Genomic DNA, 12,932 nt, shown 5'->3' with positions numbered 1-12,932 from the left:
CGTCTCAAGCTCAAGCGCGCCGGTTGGAGCGATGACTTCTTTTTCGAACTCCTCAGTCACGTGCGATAGCCCTGCCCGCAAGGGGGAGGGGAGGGCACCGCGATCGCGGCGGCAGGTTGCCTCAAACGACGAGGCGGACGCATGTCACGTGTGATCGTATGTATTCCGAAAAATATAAACCACTTGCCATTTTTCGGAATATATGGTTCTCTCTCCCCATCCCGCCTCAAGCAGAGGGGCGTAGCGCGCGATCGTCACGACACGCGAGGCGGGGAGCGTTGGCCGCGAGAGATCGCAGCGTCTTCTCACGAGGGCGCGGACGAACGATGTCTTGCGGACGGTCAAGTCGCGTGGTCCTGGCCTCCCGATGCTGAGGTCAAGTTCGCGCTGATGCTGACGCATCACGTGGACGACGGTGGCCAACAAGCCCGGCGCACCGGGGAGATCGCGAAGCAGCCGTAAACCCATCGCGCAGGGAAGGCCGGGCGTTGTCCGGCTGCACCTGTGGTACCTGCCGCCTGCATTCTTGTTAGCAGGCGGGCCGCAGGCGTCAGCCGACGCCTGGCCTTCCCTGCGCCCTCTGCATTTGAAGAGGGACGAACTGATCGCACACCTCGGGCGCAATGCGCCGCGAGAATACGTCCTCATGCCGCACGTCTTCACATCGTACGTACTCATCTCGATCGCTGTTTGACCCGTGTATCCGACCAACCACAATTGTCGTCCCGGACCAGCCATGACGCGCGCGAGCGCGGTATGGCGCCGATCCGGGACCCATACTCCGCAGCAGAGGTGATGGGCAAAATGCCGATGGCCAGCCTGCCTCAAACCGCTCGCTGGGGGTGTGGGTCCCTGCTTTCGCCGGGACGACGGTGGAGTTTGTTGATGCAGTCGCAGTTGACATCAGCGAGAGGCCAGAGCCCCGCTTCCGTAGGGTGGGCCGTGCTGCGTCTCAGATCGCAGCTGATGATGGCGCCGTGCCCACCATGCATTCGCGGATGCTGAGCGAGATGGTGGGCACGGCGCGAGCGACATCGTCGCGCAACGGCGATGGCGTGCCGCGCCTTTGCTCCCCCTACAACGTCATCCTCAATCCACCACCGGCGGCCGCGCCAGCTTGAAATGCCTGAGCATGTCGACCAATGCCCCAAGCCGCTGCTCGCGATAGGCGGCGACATCCATCCCCGAATAATCGAGGAACCCCGCCCCGGTGCGCAGGCCGATCCGGCCCTCGGCCATGTTGCGCTCGATCACCTCGGGCGCGCGATAGCGGTCGCTGCCCAGCGCGCCTTCGAGATAGCGGCTGGCGTAGTAGAGGATGTCGCCGCCGCCCCAGTCGATGAACTCCAACAGGCCGAGCACCGCGTAGCGGAAGCCAAAACCGTAGCGGATCGCCTTGTCGATCTCCTCGGCACTGGCGACACCTTCGCCGACCATGCGCGCGGCCTCGTTCATGGCGAGCGCCTGGATGCGCGGCACGATGAAGCCCGGCGTCGCCGCGCACACCACCGGCACCTTGCCGATCTCTTCGAGCAGCGCCTTCAGCCGCGCCGTCACGTCGGGATCGGTCGCCTGGCCCGGCGAGATCTCGACCAGCGGGATCAGATAGGCCGGATTGAGCCAATGCGCATTGAGGAAGCGCTCGGGCTTGTCGATCGCACTGGCGAGATCATCGACCAGGATCGTCGACGTCGTCGAGGCGATGATGACATCCGGCGCCACGGCGCGCGAAGCCGCGCCGAGCACCTCGCGCTTGAGATCGACGATCTCCGGCACGCCCTCGAACACCAGCGTGGTCTGCGCCAGCACGTCGTTGCTCGCCGCCGCCGGCGCGACGGTGATCTTGGCCATCAGCCTGTCGGCATCGGCGGCCTGCAGCATCCCGAGCCGCGCCAAGGTCGCGAACGTCGCGCTGATCTCGCCGAGCGCCTCGCGCTCCAGTTTGGCGAATTCCTCCGCCGTGCGCGGCTTGATGTCGATCATTGTCACTGGATGACCGGCATAGGCGAACGCGACCGCGATGCCGCGGCCCATGCGGCCGGCGCCGAGACAGGCGATGTGACCGCGCGCGCTCATGCCGCGAACCCGTCGCGCAGCAGCGCCTGCAGGGCGGATCGATCGAGTCCACCAAAGCCCAGGCTGCTCAGCGTGCGTCCCGTCGCCATGAAATCCTCGCCGCAGATCGCCCCGCCAATGGCGAGGAACGCGCGAGCAAGTGGCGTGGGCGTTCCGGTCAGCTCCGCAGCCGAGATCAGGAATGACAGTCCGAGCCGAAGATCCTCACGCATGTAGCGATGCTGCGTCAGCACCAGCTGCTCGCGCCAGTCCCCGGAGTCGGTGAGCCGGTCATGCGAGCCGCGGCCATACATCCAGACCTCGCCCTCCTTGGCGTAGTGATGCGCCAGCGGGAAATGCGGCGCGCCATAGCCGAGCGCCTCGCGCACGGCGATCCGCTCCGCGTCGAGCGCGTCGGTGACGCGGCGGATCGCAGCTTGCGTGCCTTCCTTGTGAATGTCCCAGCGCTCGAAATGCTCGATCGGACCGGCATTCATCACGATCAGCGGCGGATGAATGATGCAGCCGGCATTCATGAGCGCGCCCGACAGCGCATCGCCGCACGGCTCGATTACGTCGGGGAAGGCGCGTCCGATGACGGCAAGCGCGTGCTCGGCTGTCTTCTGCGGGAAGACGCCGACCGGCAGCCGCTTGGCGCGAATGGTGATCGCCACCTCGAACGGCCCGTGCTTGCGCGTCAGCCAGGGCAGGGTGCCGGTCTCCGCGTAGCTGACCTCCGCCTTGTTGCCGGCGTCACGCGCGGCCGCCGCAAAGATCATCGTGCCGAACGTCGCCGGTGGCAGGAACACGACCTGGCCGTCGGCGAGATGCGGCGCGAGCTGTTTCGCGATGTCTGCTTGCGCAAAGGCCGGCGCGGGGCAGAGAATCAGCTCGGCGCCCCGGACGGCCTCGCCGATATCGGTCGTGACCAGCGCGAGCTTCGCCTCGTGCCGGCCGCTGACGTCCTTGACGGTGATGATCGAGCCTGCCGCTCTGTGCTGCGCCACGGCATCCGCATCACGGCGCCAGAACTGGACCTCGTGGCCTGCAAGGGCGAAATCACCGGCAGCCGCGAACGAGCCGTTGCCGCCGCCCAGCACTGCTATCTTCACAAGCGCATCTCCTTAATGGTCATCGGGCCTCTGGCGCAGCAGATGGTGCTGCACCTTGCCGAGCGCGGTGCGCGGCAGATCGTCGACGAAGACGATGTCGCGCGGCACCTTGTAGCGCGCGAGCTGCGATTGCAGATGCGCGCGCAACGTCTCGGCATCGAGCGCGCAGTCCTTGCGCTTGACGACGAAGGCCACCGGCACCTCGTCCCAGCGCGGATCGGGCCGGCCAATGACGCCGCAGTCGACCACGTCGGGATGCTCGCCGAGCACGCGCTCGATCTCGGCCGGGTAGACGTTCTCGCCGCCCGAGATGATCATGTTGTTTTTCCGTTCGAGTACGAAGAAGTAGCCGTCAGCATCGCGCTGTGCGATGTCGCCGGTGCGGTACCAGCCGTCGTGGATCGCCTGCTGCGTGGCTTTGGCGTTGCCCCAATATTCGAAGAACACGTTCGGCCCGCGCACCGCGATCTCGCCGGCCTTTCCAGCCGGCAGCTCATCGCCATCGCGATCGATGATCTTGGCCTCGCAGCACAGGCCCGGAAGGCCGGTCGAGCCCGCGCGCGAGAGGTCGCCGCCGAGCCGCGTATAGACCGCGATCGGGCAGGTCTCGGTCGAGCCATAGACCTGCAGCACCGGCACGCCGCGCGCGGTGATGCGATCGATCAGCGCCGGCGGCACGATGCTGGAGCCGGTGGAGACGGCCTTGAGCGAAGAAAGGTTCGCAGCCGCCCAGCCGGGATGCTCGGTGACGGCCTGGATGGTTGCCGGCACCAGCACCGTCAATGTCGGCCGCTCGTGGACGATGGCCGCGAGCGTCGTGTCCGGCGCGAAGCGGGCATGCAAGGTGACGGCGGCGCCGTGATGCAGCGCCGGCGTGGTCTGGATGTTGAGGCCGCCGACGTGGAACAGCGGCAGCACGGTCAGCACGTGATCGTCGGAGGTGAGTCCATGCATGTGCTGGCTCATCACCCCATTCCACAGCAGCGCCTCCTGGCGCAGCACGGCGCCCTTGGGCCGGCCCGTCGTGCCAGAGGTGTAGACGATCAGCAGCGGGCAGGAGAGATCGATGTGCGGATTGCGATCGTCGCCGTGACCGCGGGCGAGCAGCTCGTCGATCATCAGACCGTTCGCCGGCGTGAAATCGACGCCGACCGGCATGGTCTCGGGATGCTGCTCCGCAAGCGCGGGCAGCACCGGCGCAAACGCCTGCTCCAGCACCAGCACCTTGGCGGCGGCATCCGACAGGATGAAGACCTGCTCGGCCACCGCGAGCCGCCAGTTCAGCGGCACCAGGATCGCGCCGAGCCGGGCGCAGGCATAGAGGAGGACCAGATAGTCCGGCCGATTCAGGCTGAGAATGGCGACGCGGTCGCCGCGCCCGACGCCGTACTCGGATTTCAGCGCCCGCGCCATCGCGGCGATACGCGCGCTGAACTCGGCATAGGTCAGCGTCGCGCCTTCGAAATGGATCGCCGGCTTGTCCGGCGTGAACGCGGCGTTGCGCTCGATCAGGCTGCAGAGGTCCACGCTCTACTCGTCCGTCTCGCCGGGCTCGTACAGCGCCTCGCGGCCGATGCGATCGAGGCACAGCTCGGCGGTCCACGGCAGCATCAGCGAGCCGCAGCGGCTGTCGCGATAGATGCGCTCGAGCGGCAGCGTCTTCAGCATCGACTGCCCGCCGCAGGTGCGGATCGCAAGCGCCGCGAGCTCATTGGCGCCTTCCATGACCGAATACTGCGCGGCATAGGCGCGCAGCACCTGCTCCTTGGTCGGATTGGCGCGCGCCTCGGTGACCGCCTGGAACCAGATGCCCTTGATCTGCTCCAGCTTGATCTGCATCTGCGCCACGGCGATCTGTTTGGTGGGATACATCCGCCGCTTGACCGGCGGCATGCCCGGCACCTCGCCGCGCAGATATTTGACGGTGAAGTCGTAGGCGGCCTGCGCGAGGCCCATATAGGTCGGCGAGAGCGTCATGAACATGTGCGGCCAGCGCATCGCCGCCTGGAAGTAGACGCCGCGCGGCATCAACGCCGCATCCTCGTCGACGAACACATCCTTGAAGATCAGGGTCCGCGAGACCGTGCCGCGCATGCCGAGCGGGTCCCAATCGCCGACGACCGAGACGCCCTCGCTCTTCGCGGGGATCGCGAGATAGAGCGTATTCCGCCGCGACGCCTTCTCACCCTCGCTGATCTCGGTGCACAGCACGCCGTAGTAATCAGCGTGCCCGGACAGCGAGGCAAAAATCTTCTTGCCGCTGACCAGCCAGCCGCCCTTCACCGGCTTCGCCTCGGTGCCGAACGCCACGCCGCCCGCAGCCGCCGCGCCGCCCTCGGAGAACGGCTGCGAGTAGATGGCTCCGTCCTCGACGATGCGCTTATAGTGGATCGCACGCCGCCGCTGGTGCTCGGCGCGGACGTCGTCCTCCATGTCGAGATCGTCGGCGAGCGGTCCCGACCACAGCGTCGAGCAGACATGCATGTTCCAGGTCAGCGCGGTCGCGCCGCAGTAGCGTCCGATCTCGGCGGCGGTGAGGGCGTAGGTCTGGTAGCCGGCGCCGAGACCGCCGAGCGCCTTGGGCACGGAGATGCCGAGCAGGCCGGCGCGATGCAGGTCCTTGTAGTTCTCGGTCGGGAACGTTGCCTCGCGATCCCATGTGGCAGCGCGGCCGGCCAGCACACTCTGCCCGAGCTGCCGCGCGCGGGTGATGATGTCGGCCTGCTCGGCGGTGAGCCGGTAGGCGGCCGGATCGAACATCGGCGCGTCAAGCGCCTCGCCGGAGGCCGTCGCCGTCTTCTGCACCTGGATGGTCATCGTGCCTCCGCAGTCGTGATCGCGTGTGCATTCAGAAAGGAGTCGAGCGCGGCGTTGAATTCGCCGGGACGTTCGAGATTGACGAGATGACCGGCACCTTGCAGCTCGACATAGTGAGCGCCAGGAATGAAGCTCGCCATCTTCTCCATCATCGGCGCCGGTGCATTGCGGTCCCTGGAGCCCGAGAGCACCAGCGTCGGCACCTTGATATCCTTGAGCGCCTGCCGCCGGTCGAAGCCGAGCAGCGCCAGCATGCTGGCGCGGTAGCTCGCCTCGGGAACGCTGGCCATGCAGGATGTCGCAAGGTCGAGACCGGCGGGGTCGGCATCGTCGCCGACCAGTTCTTTCACGAGATCCGGTGCCAGCGACGCCATCGTGGCGCCGCGATCGAGTGGCCCGAGGCGCGCCTCGATGAAGGATTTCTGCCAGTCGCCATCAGCCTTGCCGAAGGCGGGGCTGGTCTGTGCCAGCACGACAGCGCTCGCGGCGTGCGGATGCGTGATCAGCCAGTCCTGGGTGATCATGCCGCCGATGGAATGGCCGACCAGGATTGGCCGCCGCGCATCGATCTGGTTCAGGAAGCTCTGAAGCGCGGCCGCGAGAGTGGCGATGCTGACCGCATCGAGTCTGGCGGACTGCCCGTAGCCCGGCATGTCCCAGGCCACTGCATGGAAGCGCTCGCCGAAATGGGCAAGCTGGCCGCGCCAGGCGCGCGCCGCGCCGCCGATGCCGTGGAGGAACACCAGGGTCTGCCGATCGGGCGATCCCGCTGCCTCGTAGCCGAAGCGGCCGTTCTTCGTGGTCAGGATTTGCGACGCGGACACGCAGACCTCCGAGATGGCACCAGAAGCCGCAACGCTGCGTGCTCCAGGCCTTCGAACGCTAGCCGCGTCGACAAGAGTGTCAAGCCGCTTCGGCCGTGTTGTTGCAAAAATTTGAAGTTTAAAATAATCTCGAAACTACGATCGTATTGCAAAGATGAGGAGACGCGCGCATGTCCGGACTGCCAGCAGCAGCGCATGCGATGGTGACGGGCGGCGGCCGCGGGATCGGACGCGAAATCGCGCGCGCTTTGAAGTCCGCCGGCGCAACCGTGACGATCGTCGGGCGCAGCCGCGCAACGCTCGATGAAGCAATCGCGTCCGGCTGTGCCGACCACGCCGCCATCGCCGATGTCGCCGATCAGTCGGCGCTGACGGCGGCCGTGACGGCTGCCGCCGAGCGGCAACCGATCACGATCCTGGTTGCCAACGCGGGAAGCGCGGAGTCCGCGCCGTTCCTGAAGTCCGACGCCGCGCTGTTCCGTCGCATGATGGACATCAACTTCATGGGCGTCGTACACGCCGTGCAGGCCGTGTTGCCGGCGATGAGGGCGCAGCCTTACGGCCGGATCGTTGCGGTGGCGTCCACCGCGGGCCTCAAGGGTTACCCTTATGTCAGTGCCTATACAGCGGCAAAGCACGCTGTGGTCGGCCTGACGCGTTCGCTGGCCCTGGAATTGGCTGCGACCGGCGTGACGGTGAATGCCGTGTGTCCCGGCTTTACGGACACCGATCTCGTCGCCGACAGCGTCGACAACATCATGAAGAAGACCGGTCGCAGCCGCGAGCAGGCGATCGCCGAGCTTGCCAAACACAATCCGCAGGGACGGCTGATCAGGCCGCAGGAGGTCGCCGATACCGTGTTGTGGCTGTGCGGGACAGGCGCCGGCGCCATCACGGGGCAGGCGATCGCAGTGGCGGGTGGCGAAGTCTGAGCCGCCTCGTCCAACCAGAACAATCGTACAAAGGGAGCCATCATGTCGAAGCCCGCCAATTCCGTCACCGTGCCGCTGGCCGACTACAAGCCGAGCCATTTCCTGTTGACGATCAAGGATCGGGTCGCGACCGTGACGCTCAACCGTCCAGAGCGCAAGAATCCGCTGACCTTCGAGAGCTATCGGGAGCTGACCGACTTCTTCCGCGCCTGCGCCTTCGACGACGACGTCAAGACCATTGTCGTGACCGGCGCAGGCGGCAATTTCTCCTCCGGCGGTGACGTATTCGAGATCATCGGCCCGCTGGTGAAGATGGACACCAAGGGTCTCACCGCCTTCACCCGGATGACCGGCGACCTCGTCAAGGCGATGCGCGCCTGTCCGCAGCCGGTCGTGGCGGCCGTGGAGGGCATCTGTGCCGGCGCCGGCGCGATCGTCGCGATGGCCTCCGACATCCGGCTCGCCGCGACCGGCGCCAAGGTCGCATTCCTGTTCAACAAGGTCGGTCTGGCCGGCTGCGACATGGGCGCCTGCGCGATCCTGCCGCGCATCATCGGCCAGTCGCGTGCCTCCGAGCTGCTCTACACCGGCCGCTTCATGAGCGCGGACGAGGGCGAACGCTGGGGCTTCTTCAGCCGGATCGTCACGCCGACGGATGTGCTGGCCCAGGCCGTGGCACTGGCGACGGAGATCGCGAATGGTCCGACCTTCGCCAACACGATGACCAAACGCATGCTGGCGATGGAATGGGCGATGTCGGTCGAGGAGGCGATCGAGGCGGAGGCAGTTGCCCAGGCCTTGTGCATGACGACGGAGGATTTCAACCGCGCATTCGAAGCCTTTGCTGCCAAGCAGAAGCCGGTCTTCCAAGGCAATTGACGAATGGAAGGAACCGAAGGGGCTTGCCAGGAAATATTTTAGGTCTAAAATAATTTCCATTGGCTCGGCTCTCCAGTGGAGGCGCTCATGAAGATCGCGATCATCGGCGGCGGACCTGCCGGTCTCTATGCGGCGATATTGCTCAAGAAGCAGCGGCCCAAGGCCGACATCGCGGTCTACGAACGCAACCGCGCCGACGACACGTTCGGCTTCGGCGTGGTGTTCTCCGACGCCACGCTCGACAATTTCGAGAAGCACGATCTTCCAAGCTACCAGCGCATCACCCAGGAGTTCGCCTACTGGGACGACATTGCGGTCCACTTCCGCGGCACCGTGCATCGCGTCGGCGGCAACGGTTTCTGCGGCTGCTCGCGCCGGACGTTGCTGCGCATTCTGCAGGAGCGCGCCCGCGAGCTCGGCGTTTCCCTGCATTTCGAGGTCGATCTCGAGGACGATTCGCAGTTCGCAGATGCCGACCTGATGATCCTTTCGGACGGCATCAACAGCCGCTTCCGCCAGAAATACGTCGATCATTTCCAGCCCGAGGTCGACCTGCGCGCCAACAAGTTCGCGTGGATGGGCTCGACCAAGCCGCTCGATGCTTTCACCTTCATCTTCCAGGAGACGGAGTGGGGTCCGTTCATCGCGCACGCCTATCAGTACGAGGCGGGGCACTCGACCTGGATCTTCGAGACCGATCCGGAGACGTTCGAGAAGGCTGGCCTGACCGGGCTCGACGAGCGGCAATCCGCCGACCGCATGAAGGAGATCTTCGGCTGGTTCCTCGGCGATCATCCGCTGCTGATCAACCGCTCGATGTGGCGCAATTTCCCGATGATCCGCAACAAGCGCTGGGTCAAGGACAACATGGTGCTGCTGGGTGACGCCAAGTCGACTGCGCATTTCTCGATCGGCTCGGGCACCAAGCTCGCGATGGAGGATGCGATCGCGCTGGCCGAGGCCATGCAGCGCGCGCCGACCATTCCGGCGGCGCTCGATTTCTATGAGCACGGCCGCCGCGAGGAGGTCGAGAAGACCCAGCACGCCGCTGACGTCTCGCTGGTCTGGTTCGAGCATGTCGACCGCTTCTGGGACTTCGATCCCGTGCAGTTCGCCTTCGGCGTGATGACTCGCTCGAAGGCGATCACCTACGACAATCTCACGCTGCGCGCGCCGAACTTCGTGGTCGAGGTCGACAAGGCTTTTGCACGCCAGGTGCGCGCCAAGGGCTTTGAGGTCGATGTCGATAAGCCGGTGGCGCCGATGTTCCAGCCGCTCAAGCTGCGGGACATGACGCTCGCCAATCGTGCGGTGCTGTCGCCGATGTGCATGTACTCCGCCGAGGAGGGCGTCCCGGGCGACTTCCATCTGGTGCACTACGGCTCGCGGGCGATCGGCGGCGCGGGCCTGCTGTTCACCGAAATGACCTGCGTCAGCCGCGATGCGCGTATCACGCCCGGCTGTGCCGGTTTGTGGAACGATGCGCAGGAAGCCTCCTGGAAACGCATCGTCGATTTCGTCCACGCCAACTCGCAGGCGAAGTTCGCGCTGCAGCTCGGTCATGCCGGCCGCAAGGGGGCGTCCAAGCTGATGTGGGACGGCATGGACCGTCCGCTGGAGCAGGGCGCCTGGGACATCGTGTCGGCGTCGCCGCTGCCGTATTTCCCCGACAGCCAGGTGCCGCGCGAACTCGACCGTGCCGCGATGGACGCGATCAAGGCCGACTTCGTTGCGGCGGCCGAGCGCGGCCACGCTTGCGGCTTCGACATGCTCGAGCTGCACTGTGCACACGGCTATCTTCTCGCGAGCTTCATCTCGCCGCTGACCAACAAGCGGACGGACGAGTACGGCGGCTCGCTCGAGAACCGGTTGCGTTTCCCGCTTGAAGTGTTCGCGGCCATGCGCGCGGCCTGGCCGGCGCACAAGCCGATGTCGGTGCGCATCTCCGCGACAGATTGGGCCGAGGGCGGCATCACCGGCGATGATGCGGTGCTGATCGCCCGCGCGTTCGGCGAGGCCGGCGTCGATCTCGTCGACGTCTCGACGGGACAGACCGTGCGTGAGGCTCGGCCGATCTATGGCCGCATGTTCCAGACGCCGTTCTCTGACCAGGTGCGCAACGAGGCTCATGTCGCGACCATGTGCGTTGGCAACATCACCAGCGCCGACCAGGTCAACACCATTCTCGCTGCCGGCCGCGCCGATCTCGTCGCGCTCGGCCGCCCGCATCTCGTTGATCCCGCCTTCACCATGAAGGCGGCGGCCTGGTATGGCGCCGACATGTTCTGTCCGCCGCAATATCTGCCGGGCAAGGAGCAGATCTTCCGCAATAGCGTGCGGGAGCGGCAGGACTTTGAGGAGCTGAAGATTAAGGCTAAACCGAAAACGCGGGCGGAGCTGAAGGCGGAGGCGGCGAAGCCGCTTGCGGCGGAGTAAGCCGCTGTGCGACGCTGCCGCCCGGTACGACGAATGTCAGTGGAGTAGGGGCGATGAAGGCGATCATCGTTGGCGGCGGTATCGGCGGGTTGACCACGGCTTTGATGCTGCGGGCGCGCGGCATCGATTGCGAGGTGTTCGAGCAGGCGGAGTCGATCCGCGAACTCGGCGTCGGCATCAACACGCTGCCGCACGCGATCCGCGAGCTTGCCCAACTCGGGCTGCTCGACCGGCTCGATGAAGTCGCGATCCGCACCTACGAACTGTTCTATCTGACCCGGCGCGGCCAGGAGGTCTGGCACGAGACCCGTGGCGTCGACGCGGGTCACGACGTGCCGCAATTCTCGATCCACCGCGGCCGGCTGCAGAGCGTGATCCATGAAGCCGTGATGCAGCGGCTCGGGCCGGAGAAGGTCCACACCGGCTGCCGGCTCGGCTGCTTCACCCAGGACGAGGGCGGCGTCACCGCCTATTTCTTCGACCGCTCCGGCTCCCATGTCCACACCGCCCGCGGCGATGTCCTGATCGGCGCCGACGGTATCCATTCCAAGGTCCGGCAGACGCTGTTCCCGAACGAGGGCGCGCCGTGCTGGAACGGCCTGATGCTGTGGCGCGGCGCCACGGACTGGCCGGTGTTTTTGAGCGGGCGGTCGATGATCATCGCCGGCGGTCTCAACGCCAAGGCGGTGATCTATCCGATCGCCGAGGGCTCGAGCGCTGCCACACGGCTCACCAACTGGGCGGTGCTGGTGCGCATCGGCGACGCCAACACCGCGCCGCCGCGGCGCGAGGACTGGTCGCGGCTCGGCAAGGCCGACGAACTGATGCCGCATGTCAACGGCTTCTCCATTCCCCAGGTCGACTTCGCCGCGATGGTGCGGGCGACGCCGGAGTTCTGGGAGTATCCCTGCTGCGACCGCGATCCGCTGCCGTACTGGTCGAGCGGTCGCGTGACGTTGCTGGGCGATGCCGCGCATCCGATGTATCCGGTCGGCTCCAACGGCGCGTCGCAGGCGATTCTCGATGCCCGTGCGCTCGCCGATGCCTTGGCCCGCTCGGAGCATCCGCGCCAGGCGCTGATGGCCTATGAGCAGAAGCGGCTGCCGATGACCGCGGAGATCGTGGCGTCGAACCGCCGTGGCGGGCCGGAAGGCGTGATCGATGCCGTCGAGCAGCTCGCGCCGCAAGGGTTTTCCGACATCAACACCATCCTGAACTACGAGGCGCGCGAGGGCATCGTGCGCGGTTATGCGAGCCGGGCTGGCTTTGCCGCGCGGATGGTGACGCGGCAGGCGTCGTAGTTGTAGCTCAGACCGTTGCTGGGGCCGCCCCTCACCCCAGCCCTCTCCCCGTGAAGGACGGGGAGAGGGGGCGCACTGTTTGCTGCGCGACGGCTCGTGACTCAAGCGCCGGCCGCCTCACGCCCCCGGAGGTGGGGGCAAGAAGTGGATGTTGTGCTCGGCGGCGAGCTTGACGACATCGTCGGGGTTCTGTTCGCGCATGTTGTGGATCCCCCAGAACAGTTCGTAGAGCCGCCGTGTCGGCGACACCCAGAACAGGGTCTTCGCCGTCTGCTGCGACTTGTTGAAGATGCCGTGCGGCTTGCCCATCGGCAGCCGCACCGTGTCGCCGGCGGTGGCGTATTCCTCGGCGCCGTCGAGGAAGAAGTCGAGCCGGCCTTCGAGGATGTAGAGATATTCGTCCTGGTCGGGATGGATGTGCGGCGGCACGAAGGTGCCGACCGGGAACGTCGCATGCCAGGAGAAGCTGTGCTCGGTGCGGCTCTTCGGCACGTAGACTTGGCCGAGGATGTTCCAGGAGATGCCCTGGATGCCCTCATTGGCCCGGGTGATGCCGGCGATTTCCGGATGGCTCAT

The 12,932-nt window shown here is 66.1% G+C and carries 10 protein-coding genes; 4 read left to right on the top strand and 6 right to left on the bottom strand.

From position 1 onward, the window contains the following. Window positions 1-1,089: 1,089 nt before the first annotated feature. From ACQR1Y_RS05255 to ACQR1Y_RS05235, 5 genes are read right to left on the bottom strand one after another with little or no spacing between them, the layout of a single operon-like run. The gene (locus ACQR1Y_RS05255) at window positions 1,090-2,076 is read right to left on the bottom strand and encodes a 3-hydroxybutyryl-CoA dehydrogenase (protein WP_434879769.1); all 987 of its coding nucleotides are present in this window, start codon (window positions 2,074-2,076) and stop codon (window positions 1,090-1,092) included. Next, window positions 2,073-3,167, bottom strand: a complete 1,095-nt coding sequence (locus ACQR1Y_RS05250) for an NAD/NADP octopine/nopaline dehydrogenase family protein (RefSeq protein WP_434856709.1) — start codon at window positions 3,165-3,167, stop codon at window positions 2,073-2,075. The genes ACQR1Y_RS05255 and ACQR1Y_RS05250 overlap by 4 nt, the downstream gene beginning before the upstream one ends. Before the next feature lie 12 nt (window positions 3,168-3,179). Then, on the bottom strand, window positions 3,180-4,694 hold the full coding sequence (locus tag ACQR1Y_RS05245) for a class I adenylate-forming enzyme family protein (RefSeq protein WP_434879770.1): 1,515 nt from the start codon (window positions 4,692-4,694) through the stop codon (window positions 3,180-3,182). Between the two features lie 3 nt (window positions 4,695-4,697). Continuing rightward, complete coding sequence (locus tag ACQR1Y_RS05240) at window positions 4,698-5,984, bottom strand: acyl-CoA dehydrogenase family protein (RefSeq protein WP_434879771.1); 1,287 nt, start codon at window positions 5,982-5,984, stop codon at window positions 4,698-4,700. After that, entirely contained in the window at window positions 5,981-6,808 is an 828-nt protein-coding gene (locus ACQR1Y_RS05235; protein ID WP_434879772.1) for an alpha/beta fold hydrolase, read from the bottom strand. Before ACQR1Y_RS05235 ends, ACQR1Y_RS05240 begins: the two co-directional genes overlap by 4 nt. A 170-nt stretch (window positions 6,809-6,978) precedes the next feature. Between ACQR1Y_RS05235 and ACQR1Y_RS05230 the strand changes: the two genes are divergently transcribed. From ACQR1Y_RS05230 to ACQR1Y_RS05215, 4 genes are all read left to right on the top strand, one after another. Then, the gene (locus tag ACQR1Y_RS05230; RefSeq protein WP_434879773.1) at window positions 6,979-7,740 is read left to right on the top strand and encodes an SDR family NAD(P)-dependent oxidoreductase; all 762 of its coding nucleotides are present in this window, start codon (window positions 6,979-6,981) and stop codon (window positions 7,738-7,740) included. Window positions 7,741-7,782: 42 nt separating this feature from the next. Continuing rightward, the gene (locus ACQR1Y_RS05225) at window positions 7,783-8,619 is read left to right on the top strand and encodes an enoyl-CoA hydratase family protein (RefSeq protein WP_434879774.1); all 837 of its coding nucleotides are present in this window, start codon (window positions 7,783-7,785) and stop codon (window positions 8,617-8,619) included. A gap of 87 nt (window positions 8,620-8,706) precedes the next feature. After that, the gene (locus ACQR1Y_RS05220; RefSeq protein ID WP_434879775.1) at window positions 8,707-11,055 is read left to right on the top strand and encodes a bifunctional salicylyl-CoA 5-hydroxylase/oxidoreductase; all 2,349 of its coding nucleotides are present in this window, start codon (window positions 8,707-8,709) and stop codon (window positions 11,053-11,055) included. A 53-nt stretch (window positions 11,056-11,108) separates the two neighbouring features. Further along, complete coding sequence (locus ACQR1Y_RS05215) at window positions 11,109-12,356, top strand: flavin-dependent oxidoreductase (RefSeq protein WP_434879776.1); 1,248 nt, start codon at window positions 11,109-11,111, stop codon at window positions 12,354-12,356. A gap of 117 nt (window positions 12,357-12,473) precedes the next feature. On the opposite strand, the gene ACQR1Y_RS05210 is transcribed toward ACQR1Y_RS05215, so the two are convergent. Next, window positions 12,474-12,932 (bottom strand): cupin domain-containing protein, encoded by a 459-nt coding sequence (locus ACQR1Y_RS05210; protein WP_006612947.1) that lies wholly within the window; start codon window positions 12,930-12,932, stop codon window positions 12,474-12,476.

The sequence above is a fragment of the Bradyrhizobium sp. HKCCYLRH3099 genome, assembly GCF_051167855.1.
In the GTDB taxonomy this organism is placed as follows: domain Bacteria; phylum Pseudomonadota; class Alphaproteobacteria; order Rhizobiales; family Xanthobacteraceae; genus Bradyrhizobium.
This window is presented reverse-complemented; position numbering and strand designations above follow the sequence as displayed.